General features: G+C 57.8%; 15 protein-coding genes and 1 tRNA gene. 3 read left to right on the forward strand and 13 right to left on the reverse strand.

The annotated features are described in order from the left end of the window. Positions 1–31: 31 nt before the first annotated feature. The 8 genes from B4F27_RS00385 to B4F27_RS00420 form a co-directional block, all read right to left on the reverse strand. Complete coding sequence (locus B4F27_RS00385) at positions 32–1,321, reverse strand: McrC family protein (protein ID WP_286758570.1); 1,290 nt, start codon at positions 1,319–1,321, stop codon at positions 32–34. A gap of 6 nt (positions 1,322–1,327) precedes the next feature. Beyond that, positions 1,328–3,730, reverse strand: coding sequence for an AAA family ATPase (locus B4F27_RS00390; RefSeq protein WP_286758571.1), 2,403 nt, complete (start codon positions 3,728–3,730; stop codon positions 1,328–1,330). Between the two features lie 587 nt (positions 3,731–4,317). Beyond that, positions 4,318–4,392 (reverse strand) — tRNA-Phe (locus B4F27_RS00395). Between the two features lie 102 nt (positions 4,393–4,494). Continuing rightward, positions 4,495–4,686 carry a DNA gyrase inhibitor YacG gene (locus B4F27_RS00400; RefSeq protein WP_037943388.1) on the reverse strand — a complete coding sequence of 64 codons (192 nt, stop codon included), beginning with the start codon at positions 4,684–4,686 and terminating at the stop codon, positions 4,495–4,497. Continuing rightward, positions 4,683–5,705 (reverse strand): ribonuclease E/G, encoded by a 1,023-nt coding sequence (locus B4F27_RS00405; protein ID WP_286758572.1) that lies wholly within the window; start codon positions 5,703–5,705, stop codon positions 4,683–4,685. The genes B4F27_RS00400 and B4F27_RS00405 overlap by 4 nt, the downstream gene beginning before the upstream one ends. Then, the gene (locus tag B4F27_RS00410; RefSeq protein ID WP_286758573.1) at positions 5,702–6,280 is read right to left on the reverse strand and encodes a Maf family protein; all 579 of its coding nucleotides are present in this window, start codon (positions 6,278–6,280) and stop codon (positions 5,702–5,704) included. Before B4F27_RS00410 ends, B4F27_RS00405 begins: the two co-directional genes overlap by 4 nt. 54 nt (positions 6,281–6,334) lie before the next feature. Further along, a complete protein-coding gene (gene infA, locus B4F27_RS00415; protein ID WP_005851736.1) occupies positions 6,335–6,553 on the reverse strand; it encodes a translation initiation factor IF-1 in 219 nt (72 codons plus the stop codon). 81 nt (positions 6,554–6,634) lie between these two features. After that, positions 6,635–7,516, reverse strand: a complete 882-nt coding sequence (locus tag B4F27_RS00420; RefSeq protein ID WP_005851734.1) for a carbon-nitrogen hydrolase family protein — start codon at positions 7,514–7,516, stop codon at positions 6,635–6,637. Positions 7,517–7,696: 180 nt separating this feature from the next. Between B4F27_RS00420 and B4F27_RS00425 the strand changes: the two genes are divergently transcribed. Together B4F27_RS00425 and B4F27_RS00430 are read left to right on the forward strand one after the other, a co-directional pair. Then, positions 7,697–8,662 carry a LysR family transcriptional regulator gene (locus B4F27_RS00425; RefSeq protein WP_064216900.1) on the forward strand — a complete coding sequence of 322 codons (966 nt, stop codon included), beginning with the start codon at positions 7,697–7,699 and terminating at the stop codon, positions 8,660–8,662. 58 nt (positions 8,663–8,720) lie between these two features. Further along, complete coding sequence (locus tag B4F27_RS00430) at positions 8,721–9,434, forward strand: NAD-dependent deacylase (protein WP_286758574.1); 714 nt, start codon at positions 8,721–8,723, stop codon at positions 9,432–9,434. Between the two features lie 39 nt (positions 9,435–9,473). Here B4F27_RS00430 and B4F27_RS00435 read toward each other — a convergent pair whose 3' ends face one another. The 3 genes from B4F27_RS00435 to rpmB form a co-directional block, all read right to left on the reverse strand. Then, positions 9,474–9,983 (reverse strand): copper chaperone PCu(A)C, encoded by a 510-nt coding sequence (locus tag B4F27_RS00435; RefSeq protein ID WP_286758575.1) that lies wholly within the window; start codon positions 9,981–9,983, stop codon positions 9,474–9,476. Between the two features lie 46 nt (positions 9,984–10,029). Further along, complete coding sequence (locus B4F27_RS00440) at positions 10,030–10,374, reverse strand: hypothetical protein (RefSeq protein WP_243251314.1); 345 nt, start codon at positions 10,372–10,374, stop codon at positions 10,030–10,032. Between the two features lie 99 nt (positions 10,375–10,473). Next, positions 10,474–10,773 carry a 50S ribosomal protein L28 gene (gene rpmB / locus B4F27_RS00445; protein WP_005851725.1) on the reverse strand — a complete coding sequence of 100 codons (300 nt, stop codon included), beginning with the start codon at positions 10,771–10,773 and terminating at the stop codon, positions 10,474–10,476. 188 nt (positions 10,774–10,961) lie between these two features. Between rpmB and B4F27_RS00450 the strand changes: the two genes are divergently transcribed. Beyond that, the gene (locus tag B4F27_RS00450) at positions 10,962–11,657 is read left to right on the forward strand and encodes a CDP-alcohol phosphatidyltransferase family protein (protein ID WP_286758576.1); all 696 of its coding nucleotides are present in this window, start codon (positions 10,962–10,964) and stop codon (positions 11,655–11,657) included. Between the two features lie 42 nt (positions 11,658–11,699). On the opposite strand, the gene B4F27_RS00455 is transcribed toward B4F27_RS00450, so the two are convergent. Together B4F27_RS00455 and ileS are read right to left on the reverse strand one after the other, a co-directional pair. Next, positions 11,700–12,158: a methylated-DNA--[protein]-cysteine S-methyltransferase gene (locus tag B4F27_RS00455; RefSeq protein WP_286758577.1), complete on the reverse strand. Its 459-nt coding sequence runs from the start codon at positions 12,156–12,158 to the stop codon at positions 11,700–11,702. A 33-nt stretch (positions 12,159–12,191) separates the two neighbouring features. Continuing rightward, entirely contained in the window at positions 12,192–15,107 is a 2,916-nt protein-coding gene (gene ileS, locus B4F27_RS00460; RefSeq protein WP_286758578.1) for an isoleucine--tRNA ligase, read from the reverse strand. Positions 15,108–15,284 lie beyond the last annotated feature (177 nt).

The raw sequence follows: 15,284 nt of genomic DNA on the forward strand, positions 1-15,284 counted from the left end.
AGCTACGTCGCTCTCTCGAACGGAAAGTGGCTTACTCAAAGACTACGGGCTTGCGGTTTGGCGCAACGTTGCTAAAGAATTCCACCCAATCTGATCCAGACCGGTCTTTGGATATATCAACCGTAGCTATGCTCAATGGCAAGTCAGACCCTGTAACGCTCCATTGTCGTAGCACGCCTTCCGGCGCACTCAAATCGGCGTGGTGGGGATATAGTAGGACAAGTCGCGGTTTTTGCTGAGCAGTGGTGTAGCTGTGGCCATAGGCCAGCATCTGGTAAATATCAGATTGAGAAACACCTAATCTTTTTGGGTCTGTCCGATCGAGCTGCTTCCATTTGGTATCAAGGATAATCGGTCGGTCGCCATACTCGAAGACTAAGTCGGGTCTGAGCTGGAACAGCTGGTTCTTAAGTGCGTGATGCTTAGAATGCTGCTTTCTAACGATTTCTCGACCAACCGTCTGTTGCGCGCGTTTGGTGATGTACTGTTCGAAAAGAATGTTCATCGGAAAGAGCAGGGCCGTGCCTGCACTTCTCCCACTTGTCGTATTTTGCCAATCGCCGCTTAGCAGTAAACGCGCCAACGGTATCAAAGCTGAAAATGCTGCTGCGCTGCGGTCTAAGTGTATCCGTTCGGAAAGCGGGTTGTTCGTATGTGCGATGCTGTGAAAAGCATCCAGAATAATCTGTAGCTCTCGCCGTGTGTTGGAACTTTTGCATACCCGGAACAGACGAAGAGCCGTAGCTTTGAGCAGGCGATTGATCGGTGTGTTTTCTGACAGCTCATCGAAACGACACATCAGTAGTGTTGGAGCAACTGGCCGTCTCGAGAGTTGTCGTGCAATATCCAATGATCCACGCAAAAAGGGCAGATCCTCTTCATGAGGAATATACTGCCTTTGAAGCCCACCCTTCATGGCATGAGACAGTCGGCGGGCAAAAAGGCCAATCAATAGCTCTAACAGTGTCTTACGTTGAGTCTGTAGTTGCGCCAGTTCACCTTCTGAGACCCGAAGATCGTAAGCAACTGACAACATCCGGACCAGACTAAGACGACTTTCTGTGCCGGTTCCATCAATCTTTGGAAGTATTTCAAGTGAACGCCCTCGATGGCTTATGACGCCGCAAACTTGCCCAGCTCTCAAGCCACCAACGACGCGATTGAGGACCGCACCTTCTGGCAACTTCAGTTCGCGAGCCGCATGCTCTGCAGCTCTGAACAGACCGTTTGCCTCGTCATCACGCAGGTTGGTCTGATCAACAGGTAAGAACCCCCATTCGCTTAGGACTAATTCCTCTTGGTTTCGCTGCTGAATGATCATTGCAGCTCAACTAGTCTGCTTGGGTGTCAAACCTAAAAGCTGGTCGTACGCTTCGCGTCCATACTCACCGTTGATTAGATAGTTGTCGACATATCTAAAGCGGTCATCCTCATAGCCACCATCGATACCTGGCGGTTTCGGAATGCGCTCTCGCTTCAAGAAGGCATCTCCTCCACCAAGGATAGCACGCACGCGGCCAAGGTCCTCATGGAAGTACTCACGAAGAAGAGGAACAATTTTGTTGGCTATGATGTCGTCAAGCATCTCCAAATTTCTTACAGTCATCAAATATCCATGACCGATCAGATGATCCGCTCCTATGTACCACTCAAGGCGTTCGTTTATCGCCTCTAAGACACTGTCCAAACCAATTCCATCAACAACATGTTTGCTCAGGCGGTCCGGTTTTGGAGCTAGTTCTTCGAACCGAAAACGACGACGCAATGCTGTATCAAGCATCGCAATCGAGCGGTCAGCAGTATTCATCGTTCCAACAATATGGAGATTGCCTGGCAGCGAGAAGCTTTCTCCAGAGTATGGTAGGGTTACCGTCAGCTTATTAACTGCACCGTCGCGCTTGTCTTCTTCAAGCAAAGTGATCAGTTCACCCATTACCTTTGAGATATTCGCACGGTTGATTTCATCAATGATGAGCACGTGAGCTGGGTGAGGGGCGTCTGCTGCTGCTGGTTCGATGTAAGCCAACAGATTGTCCCAGTTAACCTTCCTATGAAGTAGCTGATAAATCGACACTTGAGAGAAGTTGCCGCCGTAGATGTCGCCCACTTCAATTCCGTTTTCGTCGTCCGCTTGCCAACGCCACTCAACGTTTCTGCGATGTGGATGCCGAGCATCAGCGTCGTACCTGTAGGGACCAGTTACGATGCCGACGGCGCGCACTCGCTTGTTTCCCTGGCTTGCGATGACGATGTCCCCGGAGCGCATATTGTTACGGAGCTGGTTTAGCATTTCGATGTTTGGGTTTTTACCCGTAGCATCCTGCTCTCCTTCTTGCTCGCGCCATCTTTCGTAAACATCGTTGAAAGTGCTGTATTGCGGGTCAGACCAGTCTATCTGTCCCCCATAACCTAGCGAAATAAGACCTTTCTCATAGGCTTCCGTCCTTATGTCGTCATCCTCGGCGTTCGAGGCTTGCCCTAGCGAAACTTTGAAGATGCGGCGTTGGGAATAGTCAGAATGATGCTCTGATTTGGCGGGCCTTTGTTTTGCGCGTTCGGCGATGCGCTTTAAAACACCGGGTCTTGCGACTAGTCGAAAACCAGCTGATTGCTGATCTTCGTGATCACCGTCTCCCCCGTCAGTTTCGGGGCGCAACCCTTCAATGAATTCCTCATAGCTGTAGCTTTGATGGAACGTAACAAAATCGATCCTGCGCTCTCGGTAGAGTTCATTGTACCTCTGCATCACATCTTCGCGTGCGACAGGGGCATGACCATCACAAATCAAGACTGCGCGTTTAGCGGTTTCGAAGGTCTTACCCGTGCCTGGCGGCCCATAGAAAATGGTGTTGAGTGAATCTGAGGGCACTCCCCCTATATTGCCGATGTCTTTTATGATCGTTTTTGGCAAAGTCACACTGTCGTCTGGAGATGGTTTCCAATGCTCGACTATCTGGCCCCAATAAAAATCTACGGGATCATCCTGATCAGCTTCTAATTTTTCACGGAGCTCTTTTAAGTCGCGGTCTATCTCAACAAGGGCGCGCTTGCGCACTTCTTTGATTGGCACGTCTTCAAACGCGGCAAGAATTGAATGTTTGTCGCGGACAGTGCTGATGCGCTCAAAGGTTTCGGGAAAGATCAGGTGCGGCAAGATGTGGCGCAGTTGGCGATTTCCGTCATCTGATACTGACGTCAACCAATCTGCAAAAGCCCAAGGGTTACTTGCAAGCTCTTGCTGGTCCTCAGCGGTCTTTACCTTGAAGTCTCTCAATGCGTTGATTGCAAAAACAATCTCTCGCCACCTCTGAGTGTTGTATGCCGTGCCAGTGTGGCCTAGCCCACCAAGTACTGCATCAGAGAGTTGTGGGTGATCTTCCGAAAGTGGTTCACCTGACCAACTCCAGATTTTCTGAATACCTTGCCGCTTTTTGGGAGGTGAAATCCGCGATGCAAACAACAGCATTACCCACAGCAGCTCTGCCATAAGTTGTTTGCATTCACTTGACCCTTCAGCCAGTTGCGCTTCAAGTTTTTCGAAGAAGTCACCTTCGCCTGCGTCGAGGTTTTGGACAAAACGCTCATCCAGTTCGTCGAACAAAGGCTTGGTCCAGAGCGAGCGGCTATCAACGAATATTGAAGCGTCTGAGAGGAGACATTGATCTCGCCACTCAGCCGCCGCTTCATAAACGGCTTCGGCACTGTCTTCGTGAGGATTAAATCGTGCCATGCTGCGCTATGCCTTCCTAAATAAGTGAAATAACTGATTGCCTAAATGACAGTGTGATCGTTTTAGGTCGATGGTCCCAAGTTCTTATCAGATCAAAGTTATGGTCATCTGAGCCTAATCGCCCACCATTACTTGGTTCGGGTTCAATATCTTAGCCAAATCACCCAATCTGACTAGGGAAAGCGTGGCGCACCTGCAACAATGTGCAGTTTTCCTAAATCAACGTATCGCACTCTAAAGATTGCGCAGGCGGATATGCTGCGGCACGCCGGTTGAAGATATAGTCACCTGCCCAACTTCGCGTGAAAGTCGAGCGGCCGCTGTGGGCACCTCATGTCGAATTGCTGTGCGCATATGGTCAATGGCCGCAATGAGCCGTTGGCACCTGCGCTGCTTGCGGCTTGAGGCGAACATCGCGTAGCTAAACACTCTGCTCGCACACCCAAACATAAACACTGTGTTCAACACAGTGTTTCACGCGCAAACCGGCCCGCGAACACGTCAAAAAGTGTGCGTTTGGTGTGTTTTTGAAATACACACGCTTAGCTTGCATTTTTAACATAAAAACTGAGATTATAACTTAGAAATGGTGCCCGGGGGCGGAATCGAACCACCGACACGAGGATTTTCAATCCACTGCTCTACCCCTGAGCTACCCGGGCACCGGAGACCACCGTAGTGGTCGGGTGTGCGGGTTCTAGGAGTTTGCGGCGGGGGTGTCCAGAGGGTTTTGCCATGTTTGGCAAAGGTTTTTTCGGAAAATTCTAATGCGGCTTGTCGGGGGCGTTCAAAGCGGCCTCGGTGGCTTCGATTGCGGCCTCGATATCCTCGGGGTCGCGGCTGGGGGTCGCGTAGCTGCCGTTCAGCCACTTGGCCAGATCCACGTCAGCGCAGCGCCCGGAACAGAAGGGGCGATACTTGGGAGAGGTTTCACGGTCGCAGATCGGGCAGGTCACTTTAGCACCTCGGCCAAAGGCATACGGGCGCGTTTGCGTTGCAGTTCGTAGTGGCCCAGCGGGGTCCAGCCGACCAGCGTCGTTTCCACGTCATCGGCGCGGAAGGCCTGGCGCAACGCGGTCTCGAACGGGCGGCGATCTTTTTTGGGCATGGGCGCAAGGTCAAGCGTGATCTGCCCGCCCAATCCGCGCAGACGCAGGGCACGGGGCAAGGCGCGGGCACAGGCCATATTCGCTTTGATCCCGGCAGCAAGGGACACGTCCGCACCGGTGTTCACATCAACGGCCACCAACGCACGGGTAGGTTCCACAAACATAAAGGCACCACCGTCAAGCGCGACGCGCGCCTGCGAGAGGCTGTCGACAGTGTCCAACACGCCATGGGTTTCAAAACCACCGGGGTCGGTCACGACGTCGGCGGGCGCGACCCAGTCGCGCCAGGCCAGAATATGCGGACCATCGCCCTCGGACAGGACCTCCATGTCGGTGGATGGGTCGTCCAATACCTTGTCCGCCAGCGCCAGCATCGCGTCGATATCATCGGCGATGTCATCGGCATCCGCGCCAGCGCAAGAGGACCGGAGAATCAGGCCATGTGCGGCCCCGTCGGACGCTTCGTGCGCGATTTCGAGCAGCCGGTCCCGTTCTTCCTCGTCGCGGATACTGCGCGAGATATTGGTGCCGGGTGCGCCCGGCGTCACGATGGCATAGCGGCTTTTGAACAGCAGCTTCTGGGTGACGGGAACGGCCTTGCCGGGTTCAGCATAGCCGGATACCTGCACAAGAATGGGTTGCCCCGGTGCGAGCCCCTTGATCTGGCGCAGAAACGCAGGGCCGTCGGGCGTTTTCAAAAACATCCCCCCCTGCCCCTTGACCGGACGATCCGCGATGGCGCGGTAGATCGTGCCGGGGCGCGGGCCGTCGCTGTCGATCAGAAGGTCATCCAGCTTGCCGTCCACGATCAGCGCGGCGGCTTCGATGTCGCCAAAATGGTCCAGAACGATCGTACGGCCCTTCATGAGGTCTCTCCTGCGAAAACATATCCTGCAGCACGCAGCAGGTTTGCGGTTTCGGCCAGTGGCAGGCCGACAATGCCGGTGAATGATCCGCTGATCCACGGGATAAGGGCTCCTGCCGGGCCCTGAATACCATAGCCGCCGGCTTTGCCGTGCCAGTCACCGGTTGCCAGATAGGCCGTGATCTCGGCGTCCGACAGTCGTTTCATGCGGACGGTGCTGACCACATCGCGCTGCCACAGCTTGTCTCCGCGCTTGACCGCGACGGCCGTTATAACCTTGTGGCGACGCCCCGACATGAGGCGCAGGAAACGGATCGTCTCTGCTTCATCCGCAGGCTTGCCCAGGATTCGCCGCCCCACTGCGACGGTGGTATCGGCACACAGCACGATATCATCGGCCCCCGCCTGCACCGCGGCGGCTTTTTCACGGGCCATACGCGCACAATAGGGGCGCGGCAGTTCGGCGGCATGGGGGGTTTCGTCGATATCGGGCGCGCGAATATCGTCAGGCACAACGCCGATTTGCGCCAGCAATTCCTTGCGGCGCGGACTTCCTGATCCGAGGATAAAACTCATATGCGATCCTAGATCGCTGCCCGAAAACCACTAGGTGATTCTCGGAAAAGCGTATTATTTAAAGCGGTAATTGATCCGGCCTTTGCTCAGATCATAGGGGGTCATTTCCACCTGTACCTTATCGCCAGCCAGAACACGGATGCGGTTCTTGCGCATCTTTCCTGCCGTATGTGCGATGATCTCATGGCCGTTTTCAAGCTCGACCCGGAACGTCGCGTTCGGCAGAAGTTCTTTCACGATACCGGGGAATTCGAGCGTGTCTTCCTTGGCCATGGTCTCTCCTTGAACACTTTGCCCTGCAATTTCAGGACGCAGGCTTAAATGGGCGCAATTTTCCCTTTTTTCAAGGGGTATTCACATCAAAGGCACGTTTATGGCCGTTGCGTCACGCCCGAACTGATCCTCCCAGTGGTTTCGGTTCAAAACCACCCCGTCTGCACGCACGCGGCTGATCTGGGCGATGTCGACCTCGGCGAAGGTCCAGCCGGGCACGTTGATCTCTGCGGCGGCAAGGACTCCGGTGGATGGAAAGCCCACATCCGGCGGGCAGAAGATGCCGCCCGCCCCGTAGGATGTGCCAAGCGCCTCTGACCAATCCGCAGGGCCGATGCAGGATGACATGGCCGTAACGCATTGATTTTCCAGTGCCCGCGCCATGGATCCGATGCGGACACGCCAGTAGCCTGCCAGCGCCTCCGTCACGCTCGGCACGGCGATGATGTCACAATCGGCAAGGGCACGGCCCAGCAGGGGAAACTCGCTATCGTAGCAGATGAGGATGCTGATCTTGCCCAATGTGGTCTCGAAGATGCGCAGAGGCTCCCCGCCGACCACGCCCCAGACCTCGCGTTCGAATCGGGTCATGATTTGCTTGTCCTGCACCCCGATTTGACCTGAAGGGGTGATCAGACGTGCGCGGTTCACCGGACGGGCAGCGGCAGGCGTCACCGCGGGCCCCGATGCCGCAACGATATGCACGCCATATTCCGCCGCCAGTTTCTGATGCGCCGCATCCGCATCCGCCAACCGGTCCGAGACAGCAAACAGCGACGCCTCAAGATTGCCCGCCACGTCAAGGCCAGCGAGCGTCGCAAGCTCCATCGCCCCGTATTCGGGAAAAACCAACAGCTCCGCCCCGCTGGCGGCCGCCGTTGCGACCCAGCCTGCAAGCTTGTCTTCATATTGCGCCCAGCTGGTCAGGACATCCAGCGGGTATGCGGCGGTTGCGATTTTCATGAGGCCTCCGGTGCGTGATTTCCCTTATGGTGCGCCGCGCGCGGCCAAGCTTCAAGTACCGCCGCACCACCCCAGGGCTCATTTCAGTTTTGTGAAACTATGGGCGCATGATACGCGACAAGCTTGCCAATTTATCGGGCATGCTTCACAAAATTGGAAAGAACGAAGGGGGCGAGCACCATGATCAAAAAGGGCATCACCCTGCGCGGTATAGAGGTGTTCGAGGCTTTGGCCAGCCGTGGATCGGTCGCACAGGCCGCCGCGCTGACAGGGCTAAGCCAACCCGCCGTGAGCCAGCAGATCAGCAACCTCGAAGCCGCCATGGGCACCGCCCTGATCGACCACAGCACGCGCCCCATGCGCCTGACCGCGGCGGGCGAAAGCTTTCTGCGTCACAGCGGCGCGGCGCTGACCCATATCCGGCTCGCGCAATCCGAGCTGACGGTCATGGATCTTGCCAACCTCAGCGACCTGAGCCTTGGCGTGATCGACGACTTTGACAACGATGTCACCCCGCGTCTGGCGACCCTACTGGCCGACAGTATGGCGGGCTGTCGCTTTCGCATGGTAACCGACGGCAGCAAGGGGCTGATCCAGTCGGTGCAGGACAAATCGCTTCATATCGCCATTGCGGCCACCAGTGGGGATGCAAAAAGCGGGCTGATCGAGATTCCGCTGGCGCGCGATCCCTTTGTTATCGTCACCCCGGCAAGCTTTGACGGCGACAGCGCCGCGCTGATGACGGGGCGATCCGCCCTGCCCTTTGTTAAATACGCGGCGGACCAGTTGATCGCCGACCAGATCAACAACCATCTGACGCGCAGCAATATCACCCTGCCCTCGCAATTCGAGATCGGCAGCCATCTCGCCCTGATGGCGATGGTGGCACGGGGCATCGGCTGGGCCATCACGACACCCTTCGGCTATTGCCGCGCAGAGCGGTTTCACCAGCAGCTTGCGGTTCACCCGCTCCCCACGCCCGGATTAACGCGACAGATCTCGCTGTTTGCGGGGTCAGACTGGACGGGGCCGGTGCCCCAGAATATTGCCGACACGATGCGGCAACTGCTTCGGTCCCACATGATCGCGCCGACGGTGGCGCAGTTGCCGTGGCTTTCTTCCAGTTTCGAGGCGCTAGAGGGCTGACCGCTTGCGCAAAAGCTGCGTGGCTGGTTCACTTGTCGCGTATAACAAAGGGGTTGACATGAGCAAAATCGTCATTCTGACCGGCGCGGGCATTTCTGCGGAAAGCGGCATTGATACCTTCCGTGCCGAAGACGGGCTTTGGGCGCAGCACCGGGTCGAGGACGTCGCCACTCCCGAAGGCTTTGCCCGCGATCCGCAACTGGTTGTCGATTTCTATAACGGTCGCCGCAAACAGGCGGCGGAGGTATTACCGAACGCGGCGCATCAAGCGCTGGCCAGACTGCAGGCGAATTATGCCGGACAGGTGGTGATTGTGACGCAGAATGTCGATGATCTGCACGAACAGGGCGGCGCGCGGGTGATCCATATGCACGGCGCGCTGAATTCAGCGCTCTGCGCTGCCTGCGACCACCGTTGGCCCGCGCCTATGGTCATGGCCGTCGGTGATCCCTGCCCCGCCTGCAATGCCGCAGCCGCGCGGCCCGACATCGTGTGGTTCGGCGAAATGCCCTATGACATGGACGAGATTTTTGACCATCTGGCCGAGGCCGATATCTTTGCAGCCATCGGCACCTCTGGCAACGTCTACCCCGCCGCCGGTTTCGTGGCAGAGGCGCGGCGCAATGGGGCCCATACGGTAGAGCTGAACCTCGAACGTTCTGCCGTGGGGAACCAGTTCGCCGAGCACCGCACCGGTCCGGCGACACGTGTGGTCACAGATTGGGTGGAGGAACTCTTGAGCAGCCCACCCCAGCAGCGGCCCGCGTTTTAACACAGATCGGGCCGCTACCATTCATGGGTGTGAAAAGGCTCAGTCTTTCGGCATCTCGTGACCGGTGTGATCCATATCACCGCGGTCGTGCTTCATCTTGCCATGGTTCGGCTTGCGGTCCTGATCGACCATCACCTCGATCTCGACCGCACCGGCCTTTTCGAACTCAAGTGTGACGGGCACCATCGCGCCCTGCTCCAGCGGGCCTTTCAGGCCCATGAACATCAGGTGGTCGCCGCCGCGTTTGAAGGCGTGCATGTCATCCGCCGCAATGGCCACGCCGCCTTCGATCTCGCCCATCCGCATGACGCCATTGTCGTCAGAGGTGTGGGAATGCAGTTCGACCTTGTCGGCCACGTCGGAGGACGCCCCGATCAAACGGTCATCCGCGCCAGAGTGGTTCATCACCACCATAAACGCCGCACCGGAGGTGGATTTCGCGGTCGAGCTGCGGATGTAGGCGTCATCCACCATGATGCCTTCGGCAGCGAGAGGGGCGGAAAAGAGAAACAATGCGCAGACAGCGCGGGTCAGCAAAGCAGGTGTCATTGGTATATCCTGTCGTCATATTCAAAATGTCTGTGAAGGGTGTGGGTCAGACAGCGACAGGCGGGGCCCTTGGGTCGTGGCGCGTTTTACGTCGCGGCACATCGGCAGTCAGGACATGCACCGCCGGCGCGACAAAGGTCACGATCCGCATCGGTGCGGCCGCCAGAACCACCGTGCCTGCCATTGCAACGTTAAGCGCCGAATCGGGGCAGATATGCGGGGCCGAGGTCGGCTTGCCCTGCGCATCCACATAAATCGCTACAGGGCCCGCACCGGTGCACAGCACCATCTGCCCCGTCGCCGCAGAAGCCCCGCGCGCGACAGCCATGCTTTGCCCCGTGAGGGCCAGCATCAACGCCAGAACCAAAGCTGAAAGGGAACGCAGGGTCATGGGCCGCACCCTAGACGAAGCGCTTGAAAAAGCACCAGCCCAAAACGACGCAGCCCCGGCCGAGGGCCAGGGCTACAACATCGTAACGATTGGAAAGTCTTACGACAGCGCTTCTGCTGTGGCGCTGGACTTTGCAATTGCTTTCTTAACTTTCAACGCGTTGACGGACAGTTCAGTGTCCTTTGCCTTCGCCATGAACTTGTCCAAGCCACCGCGGTGGTCAACAGTGCGCAAAGCAGCTGCCGAGATGCGGAACTTGAAACCGCGGCCCAGTGCTTCGGACTGCAGGGTGACATCGTTCAGGTTTGGCAAGAACCGACGACGTGTACGGTTCTTGGCGTGGCTTACGTTGTTGCCCGTCATCGGGCCTTTTCCGGTCAATTCGCAAACGCGCGACATGGGTCTATCCTTTTGCTGCGGGGCATTTCCGGCGATCCGGTGCAATACCCATATGGGCCGCGCTACGGCAAACCCTGAAATTGGTTTGCTGGCTTTAGGCGGAATCGCGAGCGGGGTCAACCCAAGCCTGCGCGGCAACACACGCTTTTCCTTTTGCATCCCCCGAAAAGATTTGTCATCTGTCGCATATGAATATTCATTCCCGCGCCCTTCTTGTCCATCTGTTCACTGCGACGGGTGCGATTTTCGCCATGCTGGCCATGCTTGCTGCCGCCGACGAACGCTGGGATATGATGTTTCTCTGGCTGGTTGTCGCCTTCTTTGTCGACGGGATCGACGGGCCGCTGGCGCGTAAATACGATGTAAAGACCAACGCGCCCGAATTCGACGGCGTGCTGCTTGATCTGATCATCGATTATCTCACCTATGTGTTTATTCCGGCCTTTGCGCTATTCCATTCCGGCCTCATGGACGGGTGGAGCGGTTGGGTCATGATCATCATCGTCACCTTCGCCAGCGCCATGTATTTCTGCGACACACGCATGAAAACCAAGGATAACTCCTTCTGGGGCTTCCCCGGATGCTGGAACATGCTGGTGCTGGTGCTCTTTGCCCTGTCGCCGCCATGGTGGGTGTCGCTGGTGCTTGTCACGGTCTTGGCCGTTACCATGTTCGCCCCGCTGAAATTCGTGCACCCCGTCCGGACAAAGCGTTGGCGCATGGTCACCCTGCCCATGGCATTGGGCTGGACGTTCTTTGCCGGTTGGGCCGCGTGGGTCGATTTTCACCCGCAAAGCTGGGCGCATTGGGGCCTGATCATCACCAGCGTCTATCTGATGTTTGCCGGTGTCGCGCAGCAGTATCTTTACGACCGCGAGGCCTGATAGAGGCGCGCGGGGCCAAAGCAGCGGCACGAAACCTCTAAACTAGATCAGCAACCCTGCCGCCCCTTCGTGGCGTAGCAGGGCGACCTTGGTCTCTACCCCGCCAGCACCCGAGTATCCGGTCAACCCCTTAGCCCCCATCACACGGTGGCACGGCACAATGACCGGGACAGGATTCTGCCCGCAGGCCTGCCCCACCACTTGCGCCGGGATCGCCAGTTTGGTCGCGATGTCACCGTAAGTCACTGTATCGCCAAAGGGGATCGCCGACATCTCGGCGCAGACCGCTTGCAACGTGGCACTTCCGCCAATGCGCAGTGGCAAAGTGAACTGTCTCAGCCGCCCCGCATCATAGGCACGCAGCTGCGCCTCGGCCTCATCCAGCAGCGCGCTTTTGTCTTGGTGTAGGGTATCCTGCCCCCAATGCAGATGGGTAATCGCGCCCGCATCCTCGGTCACGACCAAGGTGCCAAAGCGCGTGGGGATGCTGCGCCGCTTCACCCGAGTTTCCGGATCAAGCGGCGCGGCGTCATCTTAGGACACAGCCTCGTCACACCGGGCACAAACGCCCGCGTGATCGTGGGTGCCGACATCCGGCAGTACCTTCCAGCAACGTGCGCATTTTTCGCCCGAAGCTTTCTCGAACACCACGGCAACGCCGTCGGTCTCTGGCATACGGAACGCCTCTGCCGGGGCGTCATCGCCGGTGATGGCAATCTGCGAGGTGATGCAAACGTCTTCGAACGCAACGCTTTCAAGCGCCGCCCGCTGAGCGTCATCGGCAACAAACACCATTGGCGCGGCCTCAAGCGAGGCCCCGATGACCTTCTCGACCCGCTGCACTTCCAAAGCCGAGGTCACAACCCGCCGCGCGGCACGCACCTTGGCCCATTTCGCCGCCAGATCGGCATCCAGCCACGCCTTGGGCGTTTCAGGGATATCCGTCAGGTGAACCGAGCTTTCGTCGCCGGGGAACCGTTCAAGCCAGACTTCTTCCATGGTGAACACCAGCACAGGGGCCAGCCATGTCGTCAGACGGTGGAACAGGATGTCCAGCACGGTGCGCGCAGCACGGCGGCGCAACGTATCGCCGTCGCAATACAGCGCATCCTTACGCACGTCGAAATAGAACGCGGACAGATCAACGGTGGCAAAGGTGAACACCGCCTGGAACACGCCTTGGAAGTCGTAGCGCGCATAGCCTTCGCGCACGATCTGATCCAGCTCTGCCACACGGTGCAGCACCCAGCGTTCAAGCTCTGGCATCTCCGCGGGTTCGGTCCGGTCGGTATCGGTAAAGTCCGACAGCGCGCCCAGCATATAACGCATGGTGTTGCGCAGACGGCGGTAGCTGTCGGCGGTGCCTTTCAGGATTTCCGGCCCGATCCGCTGATCCGCGGTATAATCGGTCTGCGCCACCCACAGACGCAGGATATCCGCGCCGTATTGCTGCACGACCTTTTCAGGAACGATGGTGTTGCCGATGGATTTGGACATCTTCATGCCCTTCTCATCCAGCGTGAACCCATGCGTCACCACGTTACGATAAGGCGCGCGGCCTGTGGTGCCCACGGATTGCAGCAGCGACGAATGGAACCAGCCGCGGTGCTGGTCCGTGCCTTCCATATAGACATCCGCGATACCGTCTTCCGAGCCATCCTCGCGGTCGCGCAGAACGAAGGCGTGGGTTGAACCGGAATCGAACCACACGTCCAGAATGTCGAATACTTGGGTATAGTCGTCGGGGTTCACGATGCCGCCAAGGAACCGCTCTTTTGCGCCATCTTCGTACCAGACATCCGCACCGTCAGCCTCGAACGCCTCGACGATGCGTTGGTTGACCTCGGGGTTACGCAGCAAGAAGTCTTCATCCGTTGGCAGCGCGCCATTCTTGGTAAAGCAGGTCAGCGGCACACCCCAGGCCCGTTGACGTGACAGCACCCAGTCGGGGCGTGCCTCCATCATCGAGTGCAGACGGTTGCGGCCCTTTTTGGGCACCCAGTTGACGTTGTCGATCTCGGTCAGGGCGCGTTCACGGATGGTCTTGCCGAATCTGTCCTGCCCGTCGCCAACGGGCCGGTCGATCGCGGCGAACCACTGCGGCGTGTTGCGGTAGATGACCGGAGCCTTGGAGCGCCAGGAATGCGGATAGCTGTGCTTGATCTTGCCGCGCGCCAGCAGCCCGCCGACCTCGACCAGCTTGTTGATAACGGCCGTGTTGGCGTCGCCTTCCTTGCCGTTGGGTTTGAGGATCTTCTTGCCGCCAAAGAACGGCAGATCGGCGCGGAAAGACCCGTCTTCGACCACGTTATAGGTGATCACCTGATCCAGCATCCCCAGACCGCGGTAGAGTTCATATTCCTCAAGACCATGCGACGGCGCACAATGGACAAAGCCCGTGCCTTCGGTGTCCGTCACGAAATCGGCGGCGCGGAAATCGCGCAGATCGTCCCATTCGCCATTGCTGCCTTCGGCCCCTGCCAGCGGGTGCTGCAGCTTGATCTTTGCCAGTTCGTCCTGCGTCACATCCCGCAAACGGCGCACCATGGTGTCATCCAGACGCGCACGCCCGAACACATCCATCGCCATGCTGTCCGACAGCAGATAGCGATCACCGATAGTGACCCAGGATTCCTCGGGGCGGCCGGTGACTTCGTACAGACCGTAAGAGATATCTTCGCCGTAGACGACGGCCTTGTTGGACGGCATGGTCCAGGGCGTCGTGGTCCAGATCACGACGTGCGCGCCGTCAAGGCTGGCGTCATCCGTGCCAACAACCTTGAACTTCACCCAGATCGTAAAGCTTTCCTTGTCGTGGTATTCGACCTCGGCCTCGGCCAGCGCGGTCTTTTCAACCGGCGACCACATCACGGGTTTGGAGCCTTGATAGAGCGTGCCGTTCATCAGGAACTTCATGAATTCTTCGGCGATCACACGTTCCGCGTGGAAATCCATCGTCAGATAGGGATCAGCCCAGTTGCCGGTGATGCCCAGACGTTTGAATTCGTCGCGCTGCACATCAACCCAGCCGGCGGCGAACTTGCGGCATTCAGCGCGGAAATCGTTGATCGGCACATCGTCCTTGTCGCGGCCCTTCTGGCGGTACTGTTCCTCGATCTTCCATTCGATGGGCAGACCGTGGCAATCCCAGCCGGGGATATAGCGCGCGTCAAAGCCCATCATCTGGTGCGACCGCACGATCATATCCTTGATCGTCTTGTTCAGCGCGTGGCCGATATGCAGGTTGCCATTCGCATAGGGCGGGCCGTCGTGCAGCGTAAAGGGCTTGCGCCCCTGTTTTTCGCGCAGGCGGTCATAGACGCCGATCTTTTCCCACCGCTCCAGCCATTCGGGTTCGCGTTTGGGCAGGCCCGCGCGCATCGGGAAATCGGTTTTCGGCAGGTTCAGCGTGGATTTATAGTCAAGCGTTTCGGGGGTGTCGGCGCACATGGCGGGCGTCCTTTGGCAACGGTATTTCGGAATGGTGAATGTTCGGATGCGGCGCGAAAAACTCAAGCACCTCTGCCCGGCGTCTCGTCAATCAGAGCGCCGGGAAAATAATTCGAATAATGATCGCGGAGTTCCGGGTCATATGCAGCCTTATAGGCCGCAGCAGATCGACCGACA

The organism is Sulfitobacter sp. UBA1132 (assembly GCF_002311545.1).
Lineage (GTDB): Bacteria > Pseudomonadota > Alphaproteobacteria > Rhodobacterales > Rhodobacteraceae > Sulfitobacter > Sulfitobacter pontiacus.

Coding starts and splice junctions, on each gene's coding strand:
- B4F27_RS00430 (WP_286758574.1), top strand. CDS start 8,721: ATGAGCAAAATCGTCATTCTGACCGGCGCGGGCATTTCTGCGGAAAGC.
- B4F27_RS00385 (WP_286758570.1), bottom strand. CDS start 1,321: ATGATCATTCAGCAGCGAAACCAAGAGGAATTAGTCCTAAGCGAATGG.
- B4F27_RS00410 (WP_286758573.1), bottom strand. CDS start 6,280: ATGAGTTTTATCCTCGGATCAGGAAGTCCGCGCCGCAAGGAATTGCTG.
- B4F27_RS00450 (WP_286758576.1), top strand. CDS start 10,962: ATGAATATTCATTCCCGCGCCCTTCTTGTCCATCTGTTCACTGCGACG.
- B4F27_RS00435 (WP_286758575.1), bottom strand. CDS start 9,983: ATGACACCTGCTTTGCTGACCCGCGCTGTCTGCGCATTGTTTCTCTTT.
- B4F27_RS00440 (WP_243251314.1), bottom strand. CDS start 10,374: ATGACCCTGCGTTCCCTTTCAGCTTTGGTTCTGGCGTTGATGCTGGCC.
- B4F27_RS00420 (WP_005851734.1), bottom strand. CDS start 7,516: ATGAAAATCGCAACCGCCGCATACCCGCTGGATGTCCTGACCAGCTGG.
- B4F27_RS00405 (WP_286758572.1), bottom strand. CDS start 5,705: ATGAAGGGCCGTACGATCGTTCTGGACCATTTTGGCGACATCGAAGCC.
- B4F27_RS00425 (WP_064216900.1), top strand. CDS start 7,697: ATGATCAAAAAGGGCATCACCCTGCGCGGTATAGAGGTGTTCGAGGCT.
- rpmB (WP_005851725.1), bottom strand. CDS start 10,773: ATGTCGCGCGTTTGCGAATTGACCGGAAAAGGCCCGATGACGGGCAAC.
- ileS (WP_286758578.1), bottom strand. CDS start 15,107: ATGTGCGCCGACACCCCCGAAACGCTTGACTATAAATCCACGCTGAAC.
- B4F27_RS00390 (WP_286758571.1), bottom strand. CDS start 3,730: ATGGCACGATTTAATCCTCACGAAGACAGTGCCGAAGCCGTTTATGAA.
- infA (WP_005851736.1), bottom strand. CDS start 6,553: ATGGCCAAGGAAGACACGCTCGAATTCCCCGGTATCGTGAAAGAACTT.